At 71.3% G+C, this 22,947-nt stretch carries 23 protein-coding genes; 10 read left to right on the top strand and 13 right to left on the bottom strand.

The features are described from left to right. Nucleotides 1-62: 62 nt before the first annotated feature. Nucleotides 63-1,376: a bifunctional o-acetylhomoserine/o-acetylserine sulfhydrylase gene (locus MMF94_RS27280; protein ID WP_241040060.1), complete on the bottom strand. Its 1,314-nt coding sequence runs from the start codon at nt 1,374-1,376 to the stop codon at nt 63-65. A gap of 276 nt (nt 1,377-1,652) precedes the next feature. On the opposite strand from MMF94_RS27280, the gene yaaA reads away from it, so the two are divergent. The 3 genes from yaaA to MMF94_RS27265 all read left to right on the top strand — a co-directional run bounded on the left by yaaA (nt 1,653) and on the right by MMF94_RS27265 (nt 5,295). Next, entirely contained in the window at nt 1,653-2,402 is a 750-nt protein-coding gene (gene yaaA, locus MMF94_RS27275) for a peroxide stress protein YaaA (RefSeq protein ID WP_241040059.1), read from the top strand. Nucleotides 2,403-2,678: 276 nt separating this feature from the next. Further along, entirely contained in the window at nt 2,679-3,635 is a 957-nt protein-coding gene (locus MMF94_RS27270; RefSeq protein ID WP_241040058.1) for a serine protein kinase RIO, read from the top strand. A 361-nt stretch (nt 3,636-3,996) separates the two neighbouring features. Then, nucleotides 3,997-5,295 (top strand): DEAD/DEAH box helicase, encoded by a 1,299-nt coding sequence (locus MMF94_RS27265; RefSeq protein ID WP_241040162.1) that lies wholly within the window; start codon nt 3,997-3,999, stop codon nt 5,293-5,295. Between the two features lie 84 nt (nt 5,296-5,379). Here MMF94_RS27265 and MMF94_RS27260 read toward each other — a convergent pair whose 3' ends face one another. Together MMF94_RS27260 and MMF94_RS27255 are read right to left on the bottom strand one after the other, a co-directional pair. Next, nucleotides 5,380-5,703 (bottom strand): LapA family protein, encoded by a 324-nt coding sequence (locus tag MMF94_RS27260; protein ID WP_241040057.1) that lies wholly within the window; start codon nt 5,701-5,703, stop codon nt 5,380-5,382. 275 nt (nt 5,704-5,978) lie between these two features. Then, nucleotides 5,979-6,446: a GNAT family N-acetyltransferase gene (locus MMF94_RS27255; RefSeq protein ID WP_241040056.1), complete on the bottom strand. Its 468-nt coding sequence runs from the start codon at nt 6,444-6,446 to the stop codon at nt 5,979-5,981. Nucleotides 6,447-6,571: 125 nt separating this feature from the next. Here MMF94_RS27255 and MMF94_RS27250 point away from each other — a divergent pair, with 125 nt between their 5' ends. Beyond that, nucleotides 6,572-7,951 carry a mycothione reductase gene (locus MMF94_RS27250; RefSeq protein ID WP_241040055.1) on the top strand — a complete coding sequence of 460 codons (1,380 nt, stop codon included), beginning with the start codon at nt 6,572-6,574 and terminating at the stop codon, nt 7,949-7,951. Nucleotides 7,952-8,056: 105 nt separating this feature from the next. Beyond that, on the top strand, nt 8,057-9,004 hold the full coding sequence (locus MMF94_RS27245) for an acyl-CoA desaturase (protein ID WP_379660519.1): 948 nt from the start codon (nt 8,057-8,059) through the stop codon (nt 9,002-9,004). Between the two features lie 8 nt (nt 9,005-9,012). On the opposite strand, the gene MMF94_RS27240 is transcribed toward MMF94_RS27245, so the two are convergent. The 6 genes from MMF94_RS27240 to MMF94_RS27215 all read right to left on the bottom strand — a co-directional run bounded on the left by MMF94_RS27240 (nt 9,013) and on the right by MMF94_RS27215 (nt 14,277). Continuing rightward, the gene (locus MMF94_RS27240; protein WP_241040053.1) at nt 9,013-9,825 is read right to left on the bottom strand and encodes a lysophospholipid acyltransferase family protein; all 813 of its coding nucleotides are present in this window, start codon (nt 9,823-9,825) and stop codon (nt 9,013-9,015) included. Nucleotides 9,826-9,953: 128 nt separating this feature from the next. Beyond that, nucleotides 9,954-10,544 (bottom strand): pyridoxamine 5'-phosphate oxidase family protein, encoded by a 591-nt coding sequence (locus MMF94_RS27235; RefSeq protein ID WP_241040052.1) that lies wholly within the window; start codon nt 10,542-10,544, stop codon nt 9,954-9,956. A 10-nt stretch (nt 10,545-10,554) separates the two neighbouring features. Further along, on the bottom strand, nt 10,555-11,094 hold the full coding sequence (locus tag MMF94_RS27230; protein WP_241040051.1) for a CGNR zinc finger domain-containing protein: 540 nt from the start codon (nt 11,092-11,094) through the stop codon (nt 10,555-10,557). A gap of 59 nt (nt 11,095-11,153) precedes the next feature. Further along, nucleotides 11,154-12,011, bottom strand: coding sequence for a type I methionyl aminopeptidase (gene map, locus MMF94_RS27225; protein ID WP_241040050.1), 858 nt, complete (start codon nt 12,009-12,011; stop codon nt 11,154-11,156). Between the two features lie 37 nt (nt 12,012-12,048). Further along, a complete protein-coding gene (locus MMF94_RS27220; protein WP_241040049.1) occupies nt 12,049-12,432 on the bottom strand; it encodes a DUF3054 domain-containing protein in 384 nt (127 codons plus the stop codon). A gap of 54 nt (nt 12,433-12,486) precedes the next feature. After that, nucleotides 12,487-14,277 (bottom strand): penicillin-binding transpeptidase domain-containing protein, encoded by a 1,791-nt coding sequence (locus tag MMF94_RS27215; RefSeq protein WP_241040048.1) that lies wholly within the window; start codon nt 14,275-14,277, stop codon nt 12,487-12,489. Nucleotides 14,278-14,468: 191 nt separating this feature from the next. Here MMF94_RS27215 and rfbC point away from each other — a divergent pair, with 191 nt between their 5' ends. The 3 genes from rfbC to MMF94_RS27200 all read left to right on the top strand — a co-directional run bounded on the left by rfbC (nt 14,469) and on the right by MMF94_RS27200 (nt 17,122). Beyond that, nucleotides 14,469-15,041, top strand: a complete 573-nt coding sequence (rfbC, locus tag MMF94_RS27210; protein WP_241040047.1) for a dTDP-4-dehydrorhamnose 3,5-epimerase — start codon at nt 14,469-14,471, stop codon at nt 15,039-15,041. Further along, the gene (locus MMF94_RS27205) at nt 15,038-16,321 is read left to right on the top strand and encodes an NAD(P)H-dependent oxidoreductase (RefSeq protein ID WP_241040046.1); all 1,284 of its coding nucleotides are present in this window, start codon (nt 15,038-15,040) and stop codon (nt 16,319-16,321) included. The genes rfbC and MMF94_RS27205 overlap by 4 nt, the downstream gene beginning before the upstream one ends. Before the next feature lie 162 nt (nt 16,322-16,483). Continuing rightward, on the top strand, nt 16,484-17,122 hold the full coding sequence (locus MMF94_RS27200) for a TetR/AcrR family transcriptional regulator (RefSeq protein WP_241040045.1): 639 nt from the start codon (nt 16,484-16,486) through the stop codon (nt 17,120-17,122). Here MMF94_RS27200 and MMF94_RS27195 read toward each other — a convergent pair. Then, entirely contained in the window at nt 17,119-17,919 is an 801-nt protein-coding gene (locus tag MMF94_RS27195) for a TetR/AcrR family transcriptional regulator (RefSeq protein WP_241040044.1), read from the bottom strand. The genes MMF94_RS27200 and MMF94_RS27195 overlap by 4 nt on opposite strands. Before the next feature lie 69 nt (nt 17,920-17,988). On the opposite strand from MMF94_RS27195, the gene MMF94_RS27190 reads away from it, so the two are divergent. Together MMF94_RS27190 and MMF94_RS27185 are read left to right on the top strand one after the other, a co-directional pair. Beyond that, a complete protein-coding gene (locus MMF94_RS27190; protein ID WP_241040043.1) occupies nt 17,989-18,981 on the top strand; it encodes an ATP-binding cassette domain-containing protein in 993 nt (330 codons plus the stop codon). Beyond that, the gene (locus tag MMF94_RS27185; protein ID WP_241040042.1) at nt 18,978-19,799 is read left to right on the top strand and encodes an ABC transporter permease; all 822 of its coding nucleotides are present in this window, start codon (nt 18,978-18,980) and stop codon (nt 19,797-19,799) included. Before MMF94_RS27190 ends, MMF94_RS27185 begins: the two co-directional genes overlap by 4 nt. A 6-nt stretch (nt 19,800-19,805) precedes the next feature. Here the strand turns inward: MMF94_RS27185 and MMF94_RS27180 are convergent, their stop codons facing one another. From MMF94_RS27180 to ispG, 3 genes are all read right to left on the bottom strand, one after another. Further along, nucleotides 19,806-20,621: an SAM-dependent methyltransferase gene (locus MMF94_RS27180; RefSeq protein WP_241040041.1), complete on the bottom strand. Its 816-nt coding sequence runs from the start codon at nt 20,619-20,621 to the stop codon at nt 19,806-19,808. Nucleotides 20,622-20,669: 48 nt separating this feature from the next. Further along, nucleotides 20,670-21,503, bottom strand: coding sequence for a GNAT family N-acetyltransferase (locus MMF94_RS27175; protein ID WP_241040040.1), 834 nt, complete (start codon nt 21,501-21,503; stop codon nt 20,670-20,672). A 227-nt stretch (nt 21,504-21,730) separates the two neighbouring features. After that, the gene (ispG, locus tag MMF94_RS27170) at nt 21,731-22,873 is read right to left on the bottom strand and encodes a flavodoxin-dependent (E)-4-hydroxy-3-methylbut-2-enyl-diphosphate synthase (RefSeq protein WP_241040039.1); all 1,143 of its coding nucleotides are present in this window, start codon (nt 22,871-22,873) and stop codon (nt 21,731-21,733) included. Nucleotides 22,874-22,947 lie beyond the last annotated feature (74 nt).

The raw sequence follows: 22,947 nt of genomic DNA, 5'->3' as shown, positions 1-22,947 counted from the left end.
CCAGGCCGTGCCCGGACGTGCTGCGTTGAACGGCGACCTCACGAGCTCGGCCACGCCTCCGCTCAAGCTCCCTTGGCCGCGCGGAAGCCAGCGTCGAGATCGGCCTTGAGGTCCTCGATCCCCTCCAGGCCCACCGACAGGCGCACCAGCCCAGGCGTCACACCGGTGGCGAGCTGCTCCTCACCGGAGAGCTGGCTGTGGGTGGTGCTGGCAGGGTGGATCACCAGGCTGCGGACGTCGCCGATGTTGGCGAGGTGGCTGTGCAGCTCCAGCGCGTCGACGAACCTGCGCCCGGCCTCCACACCACCCTGGATGTCGAACGCCACCACGGCGCCCGCGCCGCGCGGCAGGTACCGCTGCCCGGCCTCGTACCACGGGCTCGACGGCAGCCCGGCGTAGTAGACCTTCTCCACCTCGTCGCGCTGCTCCAGCCACTCGGCCAGCGCCTGCGCGTTCTGCACGTGGCGCTCCATCCGCAGCGACAGCGTCTCGATGCCCTGGATGAGCAGGAAGCTGTTCTGCGGGGAGATCGCCGGGCCGAGGTCACGCAGCAGCTGGACGCGCAGCTTGATGATGTAGGACTGCGGGCCGAGCGCGTCCCAGTAGTTCAGGCCGTGGTAGCTCGGGTCCGGCGTGGTCAGTCCGGGGTAGCGCTCGGCGTGGTCGCCCCAGGCGAACTTCCCGGAGTCGACGACGATGCCGCCGATCGCGGTGCCGTGGCCACCCAGGAACTTGGTGGCCGAGTGCACCACGATGTCGGCGCCGTGCTCGATCGGACGCAGCAGGTAGGGCGTGGGCACCGTGTTGTCGACGACCAGCGGCACGCCCACCTCGTGCGCCGTGTCCGCCACGCCCCGGACGTCCAGGACGTTGCCGCGGGGGTTGCCCAGCGTCTCGGCGTAGAAGGCCTTCGTGTTGGGCCGCACGGCGGCGCGCCACGCGTCGAGGTCGTCGGGGTTCTCGACGAAGGAGACCTCGATGCCCAGCTTCGGGAACGTGTAGTGGAACAGGTTGTAGGTGCCGCCGTAGAGCGAGGCGCTGGAGACGATGTGGTCGCCCGACTCCGCGATGTTCAGCAGCGCGAGCGTCTGCGCAGCCTGCCCGGATGCGAAGGCGACGGCGGCGATGCCGCCCTCGAGCGCCGCGACGCGCTGCTCGAGCACGTCCTGCGTGGGGTTCATGATCCGCGTGTAGATGTTGCCCAGCTCGGTGAGCCCGAAGAGCGCGGCGGCGTGCTCGGTGTCGCGGAAGGTGTACGACGTGGTCTGGTAGATCGGAGTCGCGCGCGCACCGGTGGTGGGGTCGGCCGTGGCGCCGGCGTGCACCTGCTTGGTCTCGAAAGACCAGGCGGCCGTCGGGTCGGGGGTGTCGGACACAGTTCTCTCCCTTGAGATCGGGTGATGTCGAGACGGCGGCCGGAGGGCCGCCGGAGGGCCGAGTCAGCGGCCGTGACAGGCCGTGCTCGTGACCCGCATGTAGTCGACATGCCGGCGCGCCACGAGGCAGATCACGCGTCGGACCGTAACGGGGAGGTCATCTGCGCACAACCTGTCACCCATGGGCCACTCGACCGGGTGACCTGGGCCACCATGGCCGTAGGCGGTCCGGGAAGCTCCCCGGGGTGCCGGCGGGCCCGCGCTAGCCTCGAAGGCGTGCTCGTCCTGCTGCCCCCGTCGGAGACCAAGGTCAACGGCGGCGAAGGTCCGCCTCTGCGGCTGGACGCGCTCTCGCACCCCGAGCTCGACCCGGTGCGCAAGGAGCTGGTGAACGAGCTCGTCGACCTTGCCGCGGACGTGGCGGCGAGCCGTGACGCCCTGGGGCTCTCGCCCAAGCAGGACGCCGAGGTGGCCCGCAACGCGGCGATCTTCGACTCCCCGACGATGCCCGCGCTGCACCGCTACACCGGCGTGCTCTACGACGCACTCGACGTCCGGTCGCTGCGCGGCGCCGCGGCCGAGCGGGCCAGGGCGCGCCTGGCGGTCGGGTCGGCACTCTTCGGGCTGGTCCACGCGGACGACCCGGTGCCGGCCTACCGGCTCTCCGCGGGCTCCACGCTGCCCGACCGGCCCAGCCTCGCCGCCCGGTGGAGGCCGGTGCTGGAGCCGGTGCTGGCCGGGATCGCGGCCGACGAGCTGGTCGTCGACCTCCGGTCGGGCTCGTACGCGGCGCTGGGGCGGGTGCCCGGGGCGGTCACCGTCACCGTGCTGGCCGAGCGCCCCGACGGCTCCCGCAGCGTGGTGAGCCACTTCAACAAGGCGCACAAGGGCAGGCTCGCCCGGCTGCTCGCCGGCACCCGCGCCGAACCCACCGACGCCGCCGCGGTGGCAACCATCGCCCGACGTGCGGGGATGCAGGTGGAGCGCGTGGGCACGCACGCCCTGGAGATCATCCTCCCGGCCTGACCAGGCGAGTTCCACCCGCGACATGGACACCTGTCGCTGTTCGACGGGCCGCCGTTCCGCGAGGTGTGTCCATGTCGCGGGGCCGCTGCCGGAAAACGCGTTGCGTGGCCACACCGGGGTCCGCCATCGTTCTCCCCGCGCCGTCGGAGCACGGCCCCCGGGAACAGGAGGAGGTGCGTCATGTCGATCGCTGTCGTGGACGTGGCCCGCCCCCGTCCGATCCCCGCCCCGCGCTGACACCTGCCCGCGGGGCGCCTGTTCCCAGGAGACCCCGCGTTGCGCGACCCCGAGCAGTTCACCGAACCATCCCGCAAGCGGCGCCGCCGCCGCTTCGACGACGAGATCGAGACCCGCGCCCGTCGTGGCGCCCACACCGAGCTCACCGACATCTCCGCGCTCGACGAGCGCCACGGCATCGATCCCGACGGGCCGCCCGAGGGCGATCGCTGGTCCACGTGGGACGGCGCCGAGCACGGCCCCGAGCCCATACCGGCGTGGGTGATCACCGAACACGCCGCGGTCGACACCGAGCTCGGCGTGCTCAAGACCGGCAAGGAGGCCGACGTCCACCTCGTCGAGCGCGCCGTTCCGGGCATCGGCCGTCGCACGCTGCTGGCGGCGAAGCGGTACCGCTCTGCCGAGCACCGCCTGTTCCACCGCGACGCCGGCTACCTGGAGGGCCGGCGTGTCCGTCGCTCCCGCGAGATGCGGGCGATGGCGAACCGCACCGGCTTCGGCCGCGACCTGCTGGCCGGCCAGTGGGCCGGCGCCGAGTTCGCCGCTCTCGGCAGGCTCTGGTCCGCCGGCGTGGCGGTGCCCTACCCCGTGCAGGTCGACGGCACGGAGCTGTTGCTGGAGTTCATCGGGACCGACGACGGGACGGCCGCGCCACGACTCGCCCAACTGCGGCCCGACCCGCCGCAGCTGTGTGATCTCTGGCACCAGCTGGTCGACGCGCTGCTCGGACTGGCCCGCCACGGCCTCACCCACGGCGACCTGTCGGCCTACAACCTGCTGGTGCACGACGGCAGGCTGGTGCTCATCGACCTGCCGCAGGTCGTGGACGTGATCGGCAACCCGCAGGGACCCGCCTTCCTCGCGCGCGACGCGCAGCGGATGGCCGAATGGTTCATCGCGCACGGCCTATCGGCGGACGCCGGACCGGGCACGCTTCTCGACGATCTCCACGCCGAGCTGGGAATGCCACCGGCCGCGGGAACGTCGGACGGGTAGGCCCGGCGGATCCGGGTCGGTCGGGTACTCAGCTAGGCTCGATCACGAGCGCCCGGCCGACCCGCTTCCCCATCGGGCGCACCCGCTTCACCCACCAGGGCGCGTTGCTGCGCCCGGGCTCGTCTCTGAGATCTCAGCCGCCGTCATCTCGGCGCTGCTTCTCCGTGCGACGTGCCACGTCCCGGAGGTTCGCTTGACATCCCCTTCCTCTCGCCGTGCCCAGTTCTCGGCGAACCCACGTTCCCGTCGCTCCGACGGTGGCCGTTCCCGCTCCCCACGTGGGCGTTCCCGCGCCCCCCAGGAGCGCCCCACCCTCGCCGCAGCACCCCCCGAGGTGCTCTGGACCGTCCCCGAGACGGGCATGCCGTCGTTCGCCGAGCTCGGCCTGCCCCAACCCGTCGTCCAGGCGTTGACCGCGAACGGCTTCGTCGAGCCGTTCCCGATCCAGGCCGCGACCCTGCCCGACACGATCGCCGGGCGCGACCTGCTCGGCCGGGGCCAGACCGGCTCCGGCAAGACGCTCGCCTTCGGTCTCGCGCTGCTGTCCCGGCTCGCGGGTGGCCGTGCACAGGCCCGCCGTCCCCGCGGCCTGGTCCTGGTTCCCACCCGGGAGCTCGCCCAGCAGGTGGTGGACGCGCTGGTGCCGTTCGCGAAGGCGCTCGGCCTGTCCATCACGTCAGTGGTCGGCGGCCTGTCGTTCAACCGGCAGGCGGCCGAGCTGCAGCGCGGCATCGACCTGCTCGTCGCCACGCCCGGCCGGCTCACCGACCACACCACGCAGCGCACCTGTGACCTGTCGGACGTCACCGTCACGGCCATCGACGAGGCCGACCGGATGGCCGACATGGGCTTCCTGCCCCAGGTGCGCAAGATCCTCGACCGCACGCCGGCCGACGGGCAGCGGCTGCTGTTCTCGGCCACGCTCGACGGTGACGTGGGCGCGCTGGTGCGCGAGTACCTGACCGACCCGGTCACGCGCTCGATCGCCTCGGCCACCGCGCAGGTGGAGACGATGGAGCACCACGTCCTCCTGGTCGAGGCCGCCGACAAGCCGCGGGTCGTCGCCGAGATCGCCGCCCGCGACGGGCGCACGATCCTCTTCGTGCGCACCAAGCACGGCGTCGACCGGCTCGTGCGGACGCTGCGGCGCGACGGCATCCACGCCGGCGCGCTCCACGGCGGCAAGGCCCAGAACGCCCGCAACCGTGCGATCTCCGACTTCAAGGACGGGAGCACCCCGGTGCTCGTGGCCACCGACGTGGCCGCGCGCGGCATCCACATCGACGACGTCAGCCTGGTCGTCCACGTGGATCCGCCGACCGACCCGAAGGACTACCTGCACCGCGCGGGCCGCACGGCCCGGGCGGGCGACTCGGGCACCGTCGTCACGATGGTGACGGCGGCCGAGCGGCGTGACGTGGACCGGCTCACCCGGCTCGCCGGTGTCCGTGCCACCAACACCGAGGTCCGTCCGGGCGACGCGGAGCTGGTGCGGATCACCGGTGCCCGGCCGCCGTCGGGCGTGCCGATCGTCGAGCCGCCGAAGCCGAAGCAGAACCCCCGGGGCAGCGGCGGCGGCCGACGGCCACGGGGCGGTCCGGTCCGCACAGGAGCGGCCCGTTCGGGTGGCCGCGGACGCCGCGGCGACACGGCCGCCTGAACCCGCACCGATCACGAGGCGCAGCACCCCTCCCGGGGTGCTGCGCTTTTCGTTTGTCGAGGCGATTCACGGACGCGACGCCCGTCAGCGGGCGCGGCGGCCACCCTGCTTCGCCGCGCGGCGAAGCTGCAGGATGCGCAGACCGCCGGGGATCGCCACGAGCAGCAGCCCCGCGATCGCCGACAGCAGCAGCGCCACGCCGGTGGGCAGCGTGCCCGTCCAGACCAGGAAGTTGATCTGTATCGGCGCGTTGTTCTGCAGAACGAAGATCAGCAGGAACAGCAGCACCACCGCGGACAGGACCAGGCCCGTCCACCACCCGCCGGTACGGGTGCGGGTGACCACCGCCGCCGGCGCAGGGCGGGGGGCGGGGTCGGGATCGGGCGTGAACGGCGCCGGGGTCGGCACCGTCGGTCCTTCCGGCTCCGGGACGCGGACCGGCCGCATCGCCGGGTTCGTGGGCGGGTCGGCATGCGGATCCTCCGGACCGACACTGCCGTGCAGCGGGGATCCGGGACGTGCCGTCGCCCGCGTCGGGTCGTCCGCCAATCTGGTTACCTCGCTCCACTCACCTGTACGTTTCGTGCACGTTCGAGCGGAGTATCCCGCAAGGTCCGATACGTGGACCGGGCACGGTGCGGCGCGTTCACCGCCAACGACGCACCGTAGCGGTCAGCGGAAAGTCAGCGGCCGTCGCGGCGCATCGGCACGTGGGCGACGCCGTCCCAGTCGTAGGTAGGGCCCGTGGGGCGGAACCCGTAGCCGACGTAGAAGTCGGCGAGGTGCTCCTGCGAGTCGAGCACGCACCCGTCATCGCCCACCTCTGCGAGTGCCGCCTCCATCAGCCGCCGCCCGAGCCCTCGCCCACGGGCCGACTTTGCGGTGCACAGCCGCCCGATCCGGAAGTCGGCACCCCCTGGCTCCTTGAGCAGCCGCACGCAGCCGAGCACCGGCTCGGGTTGCCCGGAGCCGCCTAGCCAATAGTGGCGGGCGCCGTCCTCGAGGTCGCGTCCGTCGAGTTCGCTGTACGGGCACGCCTGTTCCACGACGAACACCTCGACCCGGAGCCGGAGGATGTCGTACAGGGTGCGGGGCTCGAGATCGGCCGCCCAACGTCGGTGCACAGTGGCCGCAATAGCCTCGCTGGTCATGCGAGTCTGCCTACCAGATCGGCCGGTCGTGCGCTGGGCAGGTCCCCGAGAGACCTCTGGGCACACCGATGTGTGCTGCGTTAACGGGCCGCGCACACGTCGGCGACCACAGCTAACGTGAAGTGGTGCGCCACCACGATCTCGTCGTCATCGGCACCGGATCCGGCAACTCGATCATCGACAGCCGGTTCGACGACCTCGACGTCGCGCTCGTCGAGCACGGCGTGTTCGGTGGCACGTGCCTGAACGTCGGCTGCATCCCGACGAAGATGTACGTCTACCCGGCCGATGTGGCGGAGGCGGTGCGAACCGCGGGCCGCTACGGGATCGACGCGAACATCGACAAGGTTCGCTGGCGTGACATCCGCGACCGCGTCTTCGGCCGGATCGACGCGATCTCCGCCGGTGGCCGGGAGTACCGGGTGCTGCGCTCCCCCAACGTCACGGTCTACGAGGGCCACGCCCGGTTCACGGGGCACAAGGAGCTCGCCGTGGCGCGCACCGACGGCTCCGGCACCGATGCCATCTCCGCCGACCGGGTCGTCATCGCCGCCGGAAGCCGGCCCGTCGTCCCGGACCCGATCGCCTCCTCCGGCGTCCCGTTCCACACGTCCGACACGGTGATGCGGATCGACGACCTGCCCAACCACGTCCTGATCGTCGGCAGCGGCTACATCAGCGCCGAGTTCACGCACGTGTTCTCCGCGCTCGGAGCCCGCGTCTCGGTCGTCGGGCGCAGCGAGCAGCTGTTGCGCAGCCACGACGAGACCATCGCCGAGCGCTTCACGGCGGTCGCCCGCGAGAAGTGGGACGTCCACCTCGGCCACGAGGTCGCACGCGCGCGAAGCGGCAGCGACGGCGAGGTGGTGCTCGACCTCACCGATGGCACCGTCCTGCGGGGCGACCTGCTGCTCGTCGCGACCGGGCGGGTGCCCAACGGCGACCGCCTCGACCTCGACCGCACGGGGGTGCCGACCCATCCCGACGGCCGGATCGTGGTCGACGACCAGCAGCGCACGCCGGTCGACGGGATCTTCGCGCTGGGTGACGCGAGCTCCCCGCACCAGCTCAAACACGTCGCGAACCACGAGTCGAAGGTGGTGGCGCACAACCTTCTGCATCCGGACGCGCCGAGGCGGACCGACCACCGTTTCGTGCCGTCGGCGGTCTTCACCGACCCGCAGATCGCCGCCGTCGGCCTCACCGAGGCCGAGGCCCGGGCCGCGGGCCACGACGTCGCCGTCAAGATCCAGGCCTACGGGGACGTCGCCTTCGGCTGGGCCATGGAGGACACCGTCGGCTTCTGCAAGGTGATCGCCGATCGCGGCAGCGGCCGGCTGCTGGGCGCGCACGTGATGGGGGCCTACGCGGCCACGGTGATCCAGCCGCTGATCCAGGCGATGTCGTTCGGCCTCGGTGCACGCGAGATGGCCACTGGTCAATACTGGATCCACCCCGCGCTGCCCGAAGTGGTGGAGAACGCACTGCTGGGTCTGGACCTGTAGGCGTTCACACCCGATCCGGGGTGCCGTCCGCCGGCGAATGCCTGGTAGACAACGTGGCAGTAAGGTCACCCTTCCTTCCTTCGAAACCCCACGAGGTGTATGCCCATGACCGTTGCCGAGAGCCCGAGCCGACCAACCGGATCGGCCAAGCCGATCCTCGAAGGCCGGCGCGGAGTGGCGCCGCAGATCGCGGTCTACGTGTTCGTGGTCGTCCCGCTACTGGCGTTGATCGCCGCCATCCCGTTCGCGTGGGGTTGGGGGCTCGGCTGGACGGATGTCGTCCTCGCGGCCGTGTTCTACGTGATCAGCGGCCTCGGTATCACGGTCGGCTACCACCGGTACTTCACGCATGGCTCGTTCAAGGCGAAACGGCCGCTGCGGATCGCCCTGGCCGTCGCCGGCAGCCTGGCGATGCAGGGCCCGGTGATCGACTGGGTGGCCGACCACCGCAGGCACCACGCGTTCTCCGACAAGGAGGGCGACCCGCACTCGCCGTGGCTCTTCGGCACGGGACCGGCCGCGCTGGCCCGCGGGTTCTGGCACTCGCACATGGGGTGGCTGTTCGAGCGCGACCAGACCAACGAGGCGCGCTTCACTCCCGACCTGCTCGCCGACCGCGACATCGTCCGGGTCGACCGCCTGTTCATCGTGTGGTCGACGACCACGCTGCTCGCTCCGGCGCTGCTCGGCGGGCTCCTGACCTGGTCGTGGTGGGGCGCGCTCACCGGCTTCTTCTGGGCCGGCCTGGTGCGTGTCGCGCTGCTGCACCACGTGACCTGGTCGATCAACTCGATCTGCCACATGATCGGCGACCAGCCGTTCGCCGCCCGCGACCACTCGCGCAACGTCTGGCCGCTGGCCGTGCTCAGCTTCGGCGAGTCGTGGCACAACCTGCACCACGCCGACCCCACCTGCGCCCGCCACGGCGTGCAGCGCGGTCAGGTGGACATCTCCGCCCGGGTGATCCGGATCTTCGAGAAGCTGGGCTGGGCCCACTCCGTGCGCTGGCCCACCCCGCGCCGGCTGGAGAAGCTCGCCCGCTCCGCCGCCTGACCTGCCGGTCAGCTCGCGGGGCGCTCCTGCTCGATCCCGTCCCTGCTGCTCGTCCCGTTCGATCCCGCACCGGCGGGGTCGAACGGGACCGGCGGCGGAGTCTCGCCCCGGATCTCGGCCACCAGCTGAGTGACATCGGCCATGATCGCGGCGGTGGCGCCGTCGAGGGCCGAACGCGTACGCGGCCCGCCGACCCACGCGGAGAGGTCGACGGGAGGTCCAGCCACCACCGTCACATTGCGCCGGGGCAGCAGCCGGGGACGCGCGGTGCCGGGCGGCAGCACGTCCTGCGTGCCCCAGTTGGCCACCGGGATCACCGGAGCGCCCGTGACCAGCGCGATCCGGCCGATCCCGTTCTTCGCCTTCATCGGCCAGCCGTCCGGGTCGGCGGTGTAGGTGGCCTCCGGGTAGAACGCCACGATCTCACCGCGCTTGATGGCCGCGATCGCGTCGCGGTAGGCGTCGCCTGCCCGCGCAGAGGCGCGGTACACGGGGATGTGGCCGCCCCGCCCGAGCACCGAACGGACGATCGGCACCTTCCACAACTCCGACTTCGCGAGGAAGCGTGGCATCCGGCCGTGGGAGACGGTGAACGCGACGTTGAAGATCGGATCCGAGAACGACACGTGGTTGATGGCCAGCAGCGCTCCGCCCGTGCGAGGGAGGTGCTCGCCACCCCGCCAGGCGATCCGCGTGCCGAACATCGCGAACGGCCAGATCACAGCGATGGCGAGCCCGTACCAGAAACCCGCGCTTCGCCAGCGCCGGGAGAAGGTCAACACGAGCTTCTGCCACTCCGTGAGCGGCCGTTCCGCCGTCATGTGTCCTCCTCGCACGGGTTCGCGTCCGTCCGGACGCCGATCCTGATCATTTCAGGCATCCGCCGGGCCGCCCCGCCGACGCCGGTGTACCCGTCGCGGTGCGGTGAGCGTCACAGGGCCGGCAGAGCTCAGGCGAGCGTGCCCGCCACCGGGACCACGTCGGGCAGGCCTGGCAGGCCGTCGAGGCTGCGCGCGTTGCGCTCGGCGTGGTAGCGCGCGATCCGCTCGTCGTCGCGGCTGCGCCACACGGCGTCGAGGGTGTCGCGTTCCTCCACCAGATCCATGCGGGGCACGGCGTAGCCGCAGGAGTCGGCCACCCTGGCCACGTCCACGACGATCACCGCTCGCAGGTACGGGCGCCGCTGCTCCCCCTCCTCGCCGAAGCCTGCCAGAACCTCGTCGAACCCGGGATCGCCGGGCGTGACCGCGCGTCCGGTGCCGTGCAGGCGCACGATGCTGGGACGGCCGTCGAACGCGCAGAACATCACGCAGATCCGGCCGTTCTCCCGCAGGTGCGCAATGGTCTCCACGCCGCTGCCGGTGAGGTCCAGGTACGCGAAGGTGTGCTCGTCGAGCATCCGGAAGGTGCCCATGGTGCCCTTGGGCGAGAGGTTCACCAGCCCGTCCGCTTCCAGCGGTGCGGTGGCGACGAAGAAGACCGGCTGCTTCTCGATCCAGGCGGCCATCGTCGCATCGACGCCTTCGTAGACCTTCGCCATGATCCCGACACTACGGCCGTTGCGGCCTGCGGACGAGCGGTTGTGAGCCACCCCCGCGTGTGCGGGCGTAATGACGTCCGGCCTTCGCGCGGTTGCCGCATGCGTCCATGGAGCACCAGCGCCGCGTGCCGTTGCGCGACGTGTCGTGGAACCAGAGCACACAGCTCGGGTGGGCGCAGCCCCGGACACGGTCGGGCCGCTCGGCGAGCAGGCGCAGGTGGTCGACGGCCGCATCCCAGGCCGCTCGCCAGTCCGGGTCGACCTCCACGAGCTCGCCGGGGCGTCCGTCGGATCCGAGCACCGAACGGCGGATGCCGCGGGCGAGCACCGCGTTGAGCGGACCCGGGTCGTCGCGTTCCAGCTGCGTCCGCAGGGCCGCTCTGGCCTCCCGCAGGGCAGCCTCCGACCCGCCTGCGTAGCCGTGCTCGGCGAGCCAGTCCGACGCCCCGTTCGGCTCGTCGAACAGGTCGCGGGGGGCGCCGCCCTCGCTCCACAGGGTGTTCACCAGGTCGAGGGAGAGGGGCTCCCCGCGCAATGGCCGTTCCGTCACGACGACAGCCTAACCCCCATTGCGCCGTTGACAGGTAAGATCCGCCTACCCAGCGATGGTCAGGGCAGCGTGAGGATCTCCGCGCCGGTGGCCGTGACCAGCACCGTGTGCTCGAACTGGGCGGTGTGGGCGCGGTCCTTGGTGACGACGGTCCAATCGTCGGGCCAGATGTCGTAGTCGATGGTGCCGAGCGTGATCATCGGCTCGATCGTGAAGGTCATGCCCGGCTCGAGGAGCGTGTGCACGCTCGGCTCGTCGTAGTGCAGCACCACGAGACCGCTGTGGAACGAACGGCCGATGCCGTGGCCGGTGAAGTCGCGCACCACGCCGTAGCCGAAGCGCTTGGCGTAGGACTCGATCACCCGGCCCACGACGTTGAGCTCGCGCCCCGGACGCACCGCCTTGATCGCCCGCATGGTGGCCTCGCGGGTGCGCTCGACGAGGAGGCGGTCCTCCTCGGAGACAGCACCGGCAAGGAAGGTGGCGTTGGTGTCGCCATGGACACCGCCGATGTAGGCGGTGACGTCGATGTTGACGATGTCACCGTCCTCGATCACGGTGGAGTCGGGGATGCCGTGGCAGATCACCTCGTTGAGGCTGGTGCAGCACGACTTGGGGAAGCCCTTGTAGCCCAGCGTCGACGGGTAGGCCCCGTGGTCGATCAGGAACTCGTGCACCACGCGGTCGACCTCGTCGGTGGTGACACCCGGCGCCACCGCCTCGCCACCGGCCTGCAGCGCCTGCGCGGCGATCCGGCTGGCCACACGCATGGCCTCGATCACATCGGGTGTCTGCACCCATGGATCGTTGCTGCGGGACGGGCGGTCCTTGCCGACGTACTCCGGGCGCGGGATCTGAGCGGGTACGGGACGGGTCGGGGAGACGGTGCCGGGAGTCAGCAACGTGCGGGCGGGCATGGCTCCAGTCTAGGCGCCGTACGGGCTGATCGGCCGATCAGCGCACCGCGCGCTGATCGGCACGGTGGGACACCAGCAATGACAGCGCCCGCCATCCGATCAACAGCACCGCGAGGGACACGACGGTGATCACCACGAAGACCAGCGGGGGAAGCTGCACGGTGAAGGCGGCCCGCAGCAGGAGTCCGAGCACAGCCGTGCCGGCCAGCACCACCGCACCGGCCCGGAAACCGACCGGGTGGGCCCGCACCAGCGGGGTGGCCCAGGCCGCGACCAGACCGATCAGGAACGGAGCCGCGGTGGCGAGCAGCCCCGACAGGCTCTCGGCCTCGTCGTGGCTGATCCGGCCGACAGCGGCGAAGACGACCACCGCGATCACATCGGCCGCGAACGCGAGCGTGGGGATCCGGCGGGGAGACATGCACTCCAGCGTAAGCGCCCGAGCGGCGTTACGGCTCAGATCGTCGCGTTCCGATCAGCCGATCGTGGTGAGAAACCGCTGCGCCACGTCCACGGCAGGCACGGAGGACCCCGCGTCGACGACGAGTGCGGCGAACGCAACGTCCCCTCGGTACCCGACGAACCACCCGTGCGCCCGGCCTCCCCCGGTGAACTCGGCTGTGCCCGTCTTGCCGTACACCTCGCCGAGCCCGGCCAGCCTGCTCGCAGTGCCCTCGGTGACCACCGCGCGCATCATGGGCCGCAGCTGGTCCAGCTCCGCCGCGCTCGGACCGGTGGCGGCCCGCAGCACCTGGGTGGGCCGGTCGCGCAGCAGCTGCGGCACCACCGGTGAACCGTGGGCCACCGTGGCGGCGGCCAGCGCCATCCCCAGCGGGGTGGCGAGCACCTGGCCCTGCCCGAACCCGTCCTCGGCACGCTGGACGGCGTCGGCCGACGCGGGCACCGAGCCGGTGATCGTGGTGAGCGCGGGCACCACGTAGTCGGCCCCCAGGCCGAACCGCAGCGCCGCCGCCGGCAGCGCACTCCCGCTGAGCTGCGACGCGAGACGCGCGAACGTGGTGTTGCAGGACCGGGCGAACGCCGTGCGCAGCGGCACGGTGCCGAGGTCGAGGCGTTCGGCGTTGGGCACCGGGCGCCCACCGATGACCGTGGTGCCGGGACAGGCCACCGGTGAGGTCTCGGTGAGCCCCTCTTCGGCCACCGCCGCGGCCGTCGTGATGATCTTGAAGGTGGAGCCCGGCGGGTAGCGCCCGGTCAGGGACAGCGCACCGCCGGCGTCGGCAGCGTCGTTCTGGGCCACGGCCAGCACGTCACCGGTGGACGCCGACACGGCGACGAGCATCGCCTGCTGCGGCACCGGCTCCACGGCGTCCTCGGCTGCTGCCTGCACCCCGCGATCCATGCCGATGGTGACCGTGCTGCCCGGGTGGGGTGGTTCCTCGACCAGCGGGCGGATCGTGGCGCCGTTCGAGTCGGCCAGCACCACCGACCACCCTGCGACCCCCTCGAGCTGCGCGGCCGTCTCGTTGCGGATCGCGGGCAGGACCTGCCGGCCGAAGTCGGCGTCGGGCGCCAGCAGCCGCTGGGAGCTGTTGAAGCGAACACCGGGCAGGTCGTGGATGGCGGGCTTCACCGTCTGGTAGTCGACGTCACGCAGAACGGCGACGGGATACGCCTGCCCGTCGGGCGTGCGGGCGGCACCGTCGGTGATCGAGGCCTGCGTGATCTGGGAGTCCAGCGGCCCGAGCGCGCGGGCGAGGGCGTCGGTGACGCCGGGCAGGTCGCCGGTTGCCTTCCGGTCCAGGAGCACCGAGACGACCGGCGTGGCTGTGAGCACGGGGATTCCAGCGCGATCGACGACCGGAGCAGGAGGGGCCGGGTCGGTGCGCAGCGCCAGCCGTTGCCGGGCCGCCAGGTCGGGATGCACCACCGTGGGCGCCCAGCGCACGGCCCAGCCGTGCTCCTTGTCGGGAGCGGGCAGCAGCTCGAGCTCGTTCAGGTAGGTCCATGTGCGATCCGGACCGAGGTGCCAGGTCATCTCCACGGAGGCCGCGGCGCGCTCGGTGGCGGTGCGCACCTGGGCGACCTCGGCCACCACCGTGGCCGGAGCGAGCGCCTCGCGGGTGGCGACCATCAGCTGACCCGCCACCGCGGGCGCGTCGGTGAGGGCAGCCGCCCCTATATCGTCGCCTGCCGACCAGGCCGCGACGAAAGCGGTGGCCGTCTTCTCCGGGCCATCGTCCCCGAACAGCCCGCACCCAGCCGTGACCATCAGGACCGGCAACGCCGCGAGGAGCGCAGGCAACCGCCGGGCGGTCCGAACCGGACGGCAAGGGTGCACGCGGTCAGTATGCCCAGCTAAGTAGTTCGCCGCTCCGGACGATCTTTACTCGGGAGTACGCGAGCCTCGGGCGGCAGAGACCAGTGAATCGTGGGGGGAGTCGCCCTGTCGGGCGCAGCCGAACGGGTGAGTCACGGCTACCATCCCGCGACACCATGACGGAAGGACGAACCCTCCCCATGCAGATCACCCCGACCCCGCTCCCCGGGTCCGCGCTGATCGATCTGACCCTCCGGGAAGACGACCGCGGCTTCTTCGCGCGCATGTTCTGCCGGCAGGAGTTCATCGAGGCCGGTCTCGAACCCCTGGTCGAACAGGCCAACGTCTCGTTCAACCACAAGGCCGGCACCCTGCGTGGGCTGCACTACCAGCTCGAACCGAACGCCGAGACCAAGCTGGTGCGCTGTTCCCGCGGCGCGATCTACGACGTCATCGTCGACCTGCGTCCGGAGTCCCCCGCCTACCTGCGGTGGTTCGGGGCCGAGCTCACCGCGGACAACCGCACGGCGATGTACGTGCCGCGCAGCTTCGCGCACGCCTACCTCACCCTCACCGATGGCGTCGAGGTGTCCTACCAGGTCAGCACGCCCTACACGCCGGGCGCCGAGCGCGGCCTGCGGTGGGACGACCCCGCGATCGGCATCCACTGGCCGATCCCGCCGGTGCTCGTCTCCGACAAGGACGCGAGCTGGCCGCTGCTGCCCGAGGCGTCGGTGGAGGCTCGATGATCATCCTGGACACCGCCCTACGGCGGCGCGAGGCCGAGGGCCGTCCCATCCGCGTCGGCATGATCGGTGCCGGCTTCATGGGCCGCGGCCTGGCCAACCAGATCGTCAACTCGGTGCCGGGCATGCTTCTCGTCGCCGTCGCGAACCGCACACTCGCCCACGCCGAGCGTGCCTACGCCGACGCGGGCGTCGAACCCGTGCGGGTGGAGAACGCCGGCGAGCTCGACGCGGCGATCGAGAAGGGCACCCCTGCCGTTCTCGAGGACGCGTTCGAGCTGATCAAGGCCGTGCACCTGGACTGCGTCGTCGATGTCACCGGTGCGGTCGAGTTCGGCGCCCGGGTCACCGTCGCGGCCATCGAGCGGGGCCTGCCCGTCGTCACGATGAACGCCGAGCTGGACGGCACCGTCGGTCCGCTGCTCGCGCACCGCGCCCGTGAGGCGGGCGTCGTGCTCACGGGCGCCGACGGCGACCAGCCCGGCGTTCAGGCCAACCTGCTGCGGTTCGTGAAGGGTCTCGGCGTCACGCCGCTCGTCGCGGGCAACATCAAGGGTCTGCAGGACGAGTACCGCACCCCCACCACTCAGAAGGCGTTCGCCGAGCGCTGGGGCCAGGACCCGTACATGGTCACGAGCTTCGCCGACGGCACCAAGATCTCGTTCGAACAGGCGATCGTCGCCAACGCGTTCGGCCTCACCGTGGCGAAGCGGGGCATGAACGGCTGGGACCACGAGGGCCATGTCGACGAGCTCACCACCCGCTACGAGGTGGACGAGCTACGCGAGCTGGGCGGGATCGTCGACTACGTCGTGAAGGCGAAACCGGGCCCCGGCGTCTTCGTGCTCGGCACCCACGACGACCCGAAACAACGCCACTACCTGGAGCTCTACAAGCTGGGTACGGGCCCGCTGTACTCCTTCTACACGCCCTACCACCTGTGCCACTTCGAGGTGCCCAACTCGGTGGTGCGGGCCGTCGACTTCGGCGACGCGGCGCTCGCTCCACCGGCCGGTCCGCGGGTCGACGTGGTCGCCACGGCCAAGCACGACCTGCGAGCCGGCGCGACCGTCGACGGCCTCGGCGGCTACGACACCTACGGCGTGGCGGAGGCGTGCGGGGTCGTGCGCGCCGAGAACCTGCTGCCGATGGGTGTGGCCGAGGGGTGCGTGCTCAGGAGGGACGTCCCGAAGGACGCCGTGCTCACCTACGGCGACGTGACGCTGCCTCCTGGCCGGCTCGTCGACCAGTTGCGTGAGGAGCAGGAGAAGCTCTTCGCCTGACGCCACCAGAGCAACCCTGCCCTCGCGTCCGTTCCCACCCGGCGCTGATCGAGCGATCCCGGCGGGGAGTTGCGGGATGCAGAGACAGCTGACGTCCACGGCTGCGCTGCCCGCCATCTTCCCGGACGGGTCGCAGATCAGTCGACAGCGGAAGATGGGCCCGTGACCGACCATCCGGACCTTGCCGCCACGGAGGCGGCCCGGCCGCAGCGACCGCGCAGCGTACGGGCGCGCAAGGCCGTCCTCGACGCGACGAACGAGCTGCTCGGCGAGGGCGGCCTCCCCGTGGCGACGATCGATGCGATCAGCGCCCGGTCCGGGGTCAGCAAGGCGACGATCTACAAGCACTGGCCCAGCCGCACCGCTGTGGCGGCCGAGGCGTTCGGGCTGCGGATGCCCAGCGCACTGCCGCTGCCCGACACGGGCTCGGCCCGTGGCGACTTCACCACTCAGGTCCGCCTGGTCAGCGAGTTCTACGCCAGCCCGGCGGGCACCGTCTTCGCCCAGCTGCTCGCGGCCTCGGTCACCGACGCCGAGGCGGCCCACTTCTTCCGCACGTTCTTCCTCGCAGGCAGGCGGCAGGCGATCGCCGAGCTGTGGCAACGCTCGAAGGACCGCGGCGAGGTGCGGTCCGACGTCGACGTGGAGGTCGCCCAGGACGTCCTGTTCGGCCCGTTGATCTTCCGACTGCTGAGCGGGCACGCACCCCTCACCGAGGAGCAGGCCGCACAGATCGCCGACGCCGCGCTGCACGGGCTGCTCACAGAGGCCGGCGGGAACGGCGCCGTCGGGTCCGCCTAGGAGTCACATCCGGCGACGGGCGGCCGCAGCCGCTCGGGCAGGTCCGTCCCACGGCGTGCCTCGATCAGTACCGCCAGCCCGTCGAGCACTCGCTGCAGGCCGAACTCGAAGTTGTCGAACATCGCGGTGAAGGCCCCGGCCTCACCCACCTTGCTCAGCATCGGGAGCTTCCCCTCGACGACGGCAGGCCCGACGTACTCGCCCTGGATCTCCCACCATTCCTCGTCGCTGACCCCGGTGCTGTCCGCCGCCTGCATCGCCTCGATCGTGGTCTTGGCCAGCCCCGAGACGAACGAGCTGAGCATCACCACGGCCGCGAGCATCTCGTGCTCGTCGAGGCCGATGCCGTCCACGGCGAGCAGGGTGACATCGGTGGACGCCATCGAGTTCGGCCCGAGCATCGGACGTCCTTGCGCGATCTGCAGCATCCACGGATGGCGCAGGTAGAGCGCCCATTCCTGGCGGCCGAACTCCTCGAGGCGTTCACGCCAGTCGCCCGTCACCGCCCGCTCGGCCGCCAGGTCCTCGGCGTACACCTCGTCGACCATCAGGTCGATCAGCTCGGCCTTGCCCGGCACGTACCGGTAGAGCGACATCGCCCCGACGCCGAGCGCCGAGGCGATCCGCCGCATCGACAACGCGGCGAGCCCTTCGGCATCGGCCACGTCGATCGCGGCACGCACGATCCGCTGGACGGACAGCCCGGGCCGCGGGCCACGGGTCGGCTCCTCCGGCGTGCCCCACAGCAGTTCCAGGCTGCGCCGGAAGTCCCCGCCACCACTCTGCACAGAAGTCATTTGCCGACGATCCTAGAACTGAGTACGTTGTACGAAATAACACGTACAGTGTACTCAATAAGGGGGATCATGTCAGCCGGACGGAACGCTGTAGTGGCAGAAGGGCTCGGCAAACGCTTCGGCGACAAGGTGGCGCTGCACGGGTTCGACCTGACGGTGGCCGAGGGCTCGGTGTGCGGGCTGCTCGGGCCCAACGGCGCCGGCAAGACCACGGCCGTGCGCGTGCTCGCCACGCTGCTGCGCGCCGACGCCGGGCGCGCGGAGGTGGCGGGGTTCGACGTGACACGCGAGGCCGCCATGGTCCGCCGGCAGATCGGCCTCACGGGCCAGCAGGCCACGGTGGACGACATCCTCACCGGCCGGGAGAACCTGATCATGTGGGGCCGGCTCTTCCACCTCGGCTCCCGGGCCGCCGCCCGCCGGGCCGACGAACTGCTCGAGCAGTTCGGTCTCACCGACGCGGCGCACCGGCGGGCGAAGCTCTACTCGGGCGGCATGCGCCGCCGCCTCGACATCGCCAGCAGCCTGGTGCTCGCCCCGCGCGTGTTCTTCCTCGACGAACCGACAACCGGGCTCGACCCGCGCAACCGCGGCGAGGTGTGGAACGCGCTGCGCGGCCTGGTCGCGGGCGGCACCACCGTGCTGATGACCACCCAGTATCTCGACGAGGCCGACCAGCTCGCCGACCAGATCGTCGTGCTCGACGGCGGCCGCAAGGTCGCCGAGGGCACGCCGTCCCAACTCAAGTCGCAGGTCGGCGGCGACCGGATCGACATCCTGCTCCGCGACGAGGCTGACGTGCCGGCCGCCGCGGCCCTCCTCGCCCGCATCACCGGCGTCGAACCGGACGTCGACGCCCCGCTTCGCCGGCTCAGCGCGGCGGTGCGGGGCCGCGTCGCCACGCTCACGGAGGTGGTGAGGGCGCTCGACCACGAGGGCCTCGTGGCCGAGGACATCGGCCTGCGCCGCCCCACCCTCGACGAGGTCTTCCTACGGCTGACGGGCCGCCCGGCAGAGCCGTCCACCACCAGCGAGTCCGAGAAGACGGAGGTCGCCGCATGACCACGCTGACCGCTCCCCCGCGGGCGAGCGCACTGCGCTGGGTCCTCACCGACTCCTGGACGGTCGCCCGCCGCGATCTCATCCACTGGACCCGCAACCCGACCGTGATCGTCGCCGGGTTGGCCTTCCCGATCATGTTCGTGCTGCTCTACGGGTACGTCTTCGGCAGCGCGATGATCGTGCCCGGCGGCGGGGACTACCGCGAGTTCCTGATGCCCGGCATGTTCGCGCAGACGATGATGTTCGGGGCGGCCTCCACGATCTCCGCCGTCGCCGCCGACAAGGCCAGGGGCGTCACCGACCGGTTCCGATCCATGCCGATGGCCCAGCCCGCGGTCGTCGTGGGGCGCAGCACCGCCGACATCGTCAACTCGGTGCTCGACCTCGCCGTGCTCGTCGGGTGCGGGCTACTCGTCGGATGGAGCTCGAACTCCGGCCTGCTGCCCACGCTCACGGCATTCGGCCTGCTGCTCCTGCTCCGGTTCGCGATGATCTGGGTGGGCATCTATCTCGGCCTCATCGTCAGCGAGGAGGCCGCCGGCACCACCTGGGCACTGCTCTTCCCGCTCACGATGATCTCCAACACGTTCGTCTCGCCGTCGCTGATGCCCCCGTGGCTGGGCACGATCGCCGAGTGGAACCCGCTGTCCGCCACGGTCGCGGCCACGCGCGAGCTGTTCGGCAACAACGTGCCCGAACTGGTGGGCACCTCGTGGCCGGCACAGAACGCCCTGCTGCTCGCGGTGGCGTGGCCCGTGGTGATCGTTGCGGTGTTCCTCCCGCTGGCCGTGCGCCGCTACCACTCCGCGGCGCGCTGAGCCGAGCTATCCCTTGCGTCCGACAGCGCCGAACTCGTCGACGGCCACGGGAACACCGAGGTCGACGGCGTCCGGTCGCCACAGCGGGCAGGCGACGACCCCCGGCTCGAGCAGCTCCAGCCCGTCGAAGTACTGGGCGATCTGTTCGGGGGTGCGCAGGGTGTAAGGCAGCGAGCCTGCCTTGTTCCACATGTCGATGGCTGCGTCGAACGGCCCGCCGTCGGTGGTGCCGTCCGCGACCACCAGGTAGCTACCCGGCGGCAGCGCGGCCACCAGCCCTGCGACGACCTCCCGCGCGCGCTCGAAGTCCGGCACGTGCCCGAGGATGTTCATGAGCATGAGCGCGATCGGCTGGGTGAAGTCGAGGCTCTGAGCGGCGACCTCGAGGATCCGGGGGGTGTCGAACAGGTCCGCGTCGATGTAGGTGGTGGAGCCCTCGGGGGAGCTGAGGAGGAGCGCGCGGGCGTGCGCGAGCACGATCGGGTCGTTGTCGACGTAGACGATGCGGGACTCGGGGGCCACCCGCTGAGCCACCTCGTGGGTGTTGTCCACAGTGGGCAGGCCGGTGCCGATGTCGAGGAACTGCCGAACTCCGGCGTCCCCGGCGAGGTGCCGGACGGCCCGCGCGAGGAAATGCCGCGACGAGCGGGCGATGTCGACGATCGGCGGGAAGAGCTCGCGGAACTGGTCACCGACGCGGCGGTCGACCTCGTAGTTGTCCTTGCCACCGAGCCAGTAGTTCCAGATGCGCGGGGAGTGGGCGACATCGGTATCGATCACCGATGCCTGCCCGAGACCGGATCCGTCCTCCGTCACGCTCATGACCTCCTGCCAGGTTGGGGATGCTGCACCCACCCTAGGCGAAGACGATCAGAAGAGGATCGTGGCGAAGCTGCCGACCTGTGTGAAGCCGATGCGGTCGTATGCCGAGCGGGCCACGCGGTTGAAGCCGTTGACGTAGAGACTCGACACGCGGCCGAGGGCGGCCAGGCGCTCGACCACGGCGGCGGTGCCGGCCGTGCCCAGCCCCTGGCCACGGAGGCTGGGATGCACCCAGACGCCCTGGATCTGCCCCACCTGGCGAGACAGCGCGCCGATCTCCGCCTTGAACACCACCTCGCCGCCCTCGAATCGGGCGAACGCCCGCCCCGCGGCCACCAGCTCGGCCACACGGGAGCGGTAGCCGACCCCTCCGTCGCCTGCGCGCGGGTCGATGCCCACCTCCTCGGTGAACATCGCGACCGCCGCCGGCAGGTAGCGGTCCAGCTCGTCGGGGCGGACCGCGCGGACGTACGGGTCGGCGGTGACCGCGGGCGCACCCGCCAGCGCCATCAGCGGCTGGTCGGCGCGCACCTCACGGGCGGGCGCCCAGTGTCCGGCGAGGTCGTCCCACAGCGGCATCACGAGCTCGGCCCGCCCGACCAGCGAGGAGCAGGTGCGGCCGTAGCGGCGGGCCCGGTCGGCGAAGCTGCGGAGAGCCGCGCGCTCACCCCGCAGCGGCACGAGGTTGGCGCCGGAGAAACAGAGACCGTCGAAACGCGAGCCGACGCCCCACAGCTCACCCCCGAGACGCCAGGGATCCAGCCCCGCCACCTCGACGCGGGCGGCGACCATGCAGGCGGCAACGGGATCACTCTCGAGGACCGCGCAGACGTCCGCGCGGTCCCGGTCGTCGAGGAGCCGCGCTCCGGCGACACGAAGCACCCCATCACGATGCCAGACGGCCGCCGCCATGCACACGACGGGATGGGTCTGAGCACCCCGAAATATCGCCGCGCACGGTAGTCGTGCCACGCGATGGCACCAATGCGAGAACCGCCCCGCTCGTCCGGGACATGATCGTGGCGCTCGTTTGTCCGCTCGCTCGGCGCACCGGGCCGCGCGAGTCCTGGCCGCTCACCCGATGGCGACGGAACGCGGCTCCGCTCCGCTCACCCCACGGTGACCTGCGGCTCGCCCTCCTCCTCGATCGACTCGGCGATCTTCATCGCCTCCTCGATCAGCGTCTCGACGATGGCGTGCTCCGGAACGGTCTTGATCACCTCGCCGCGGACGAAGATCTGACCCTTACCGTTGCCTGACGCCACGCCGAGATCGGCTTCACGGGCCTCCCCCGGACCGTTGACGACGCAGCCCATGACGGCCACCCGCAGCGGCACCTCCATGCCGGTGAGGCCGGCCGTGACCTCGTCGGCGAGCTTGTAGACGTCCACCTGGGCGCGCCCGCACGACGGGCACGAGACGATCTCGAGCTTGCGGGGGCGGAGGTTGAGCGACTGCAGGATCTGCGTGCCGACCTTGATCTCCTCCACCGGAGGCGCAGAGAGCGAGACGCGGATCGTGTCGCCGATGCCCTGGCGAAGCAGCGTCCCGAACGCCACGGCCGACTTGATCGTGCCCTGGAACGCCGGCCCCGCCTCGGTGACGCCGAGGTGCAGCGGGTAGTCGCAGGACTCGGCCAGCAGCTCGTAGGCACGCACCATGACGACCGGGTCGTTGTGCTTCACCGAGATCTTGATGTCGTGGAAGTCGTGCTCGGCGAACAGGCCCGCCTCCCACAGCGCGGACTCGACGAGCGCCTCCGGCGTGGCCTTGCCGTACTTCTCCATCAGGCGCTTGTCGAGCGAGCCCGCGTTGACGCCGATGCGGATCGGGGTGCCGTGGTCCTTGGCGGCGGCCGCGATCTCCTTGACCTTGTCGTCGAACTTCTTGATGTTGCCCGGGTTGACGCGCACGGCGGCGCAGCCTGCCTCGATCGCCGCGAAGACATACTTGGGCTGGAAGTGGATGTCGGCGATCACCGGGATCTGCGACTTCCTCGCGATGGCGGGAAGCGCGTCGGCGTCGTCCTGGCTGGGGCACGCGACCCGGACGATGTCGCAGCCTGCCGCGGTGAGCTCGGCGATCTGCTGGAGGGTCGCGTTGACGTCAGAGGTGAGAGTGGTGGTCATCGACTGCACGGAGATCGGGGACTCGGACCCGACTCCGACGGGACCGACCTGCAGCTGCCGGGTGGGCCGGCGAGGGGCCAGGGTCGGCGCGGGAGGTGCGGGCATGCCCAGTGAGACGCTCACGGCGCCCAGTATCCTCCGACACCCTCCACCGCCGCTGGCGGCGTGCTCGGGAGCACTCTCTCGTGCACGGAGGG

The sequence above is a fragment of the Pseudonocardia alaniniphila genome (assembly GCF_022524485.1).
In the GTDB taxonomy this organism is placed as follows: domain Bacteria; phylum Actinomycetota; class Actinomycetes; order Mycobacteriales; family Pseudonocardiaceae; genus Pseudonocardia; species Pseudonocardia alaniniphila.
The sequence above is the reverse complement of the archived record's forward strand: the minus strand, read 5'-3'. Positions and strand labels throughout refer to the sequence as shown.

Coding starts and splice junctions, on each gene's coding strand:
- MMF94_RS27235 (WP_241040052.1), bottom strand. CDS start 10,544: ATGGCGAAGGTCTACGAAGGCGTCGATGCGACGATGGCCGCCTGGATC.
- MMF94_RS27190 (WP_241040043.1), top strand. CDS start 17,989: ATGTCAGCCGGACGGAACGCTGTAGTGGCAGAAGGGCTCGGCAAACGC.
- MMF94_RS27180 (WP_241040041.1), bottom strand. CDS start 20,621: ATGAGCGTGACGGAGGACGGATCCGGTCTCGGGCAGGCATCGGTGATC.
- MMF94_RS27255 (WP_241040056.1), bottom strand. CDS start 6,446: ATGACCAGCGAGGCTATTGCGGCCACTGTGCACCGACGTTGGGCGGCC.
- MMF94_RS27195 (WP_241040044.1), bottom strand. CDS start 17,919: ATGACTTCTGTGCAGAGTGGTGGCGGGGACTTCCGGCGCAGCCTGGAA.
- MMF94_RS27265 (WP_241040162.1), top strand. CDS start 3,997: ATGCCGTCGTTCGCCGAGCTCGGCCTGCCCCAACCCGTCGTCCAGGCG.
- map (WP_241040050.1), bottom strand. CDS start 12,011: ATGCCCGCCCGCACGTTGCTGACTCCCGGCACCGTCTCCCCGACCCGT.
- MMF94_RS27240 (WP_241040053.1), bottom strand. CDS start 9,825: ATGACGGCGGAACGGCCGCTCACGGAGTGGCAGAAGCTCGTGTTGACC.
- MMF94_RS27185 (WP_241040042.1), top strand. CDS start 18,978: ATGACCACGCTGACCGCTCCCCCGCGGGCGAGCGCACTGCGCTGGGTC.
- MMF94_RS27220 (WP_241040049.1), bottom strand. CDS start 12,432: ATGTCTCCCCGCCGGATCCCCACGCTCGCGTTCGCGGCCGATGTGATC.
- MMF94_RS27245 (WP_379660519.1), top strand. CDS start 8,057: ATGACCGTTGCCGAGAGCCCGAGCCGACCAACCGGATCGGCCAAGCCG.
- rfbC (WP_241040047.1), top strand. CDS start 14,469: ATGACGGAAGGACGAACCCTCCCCATGCAGATCACCCCGACCCCGCTC.
- MMF94_RS27205 (WP_241040046.1), top strand. CDS start 15,038: ATGATCATCCTGGACACCGCCCTACGGCGGCGCGAGGCCGAGGGCCGT.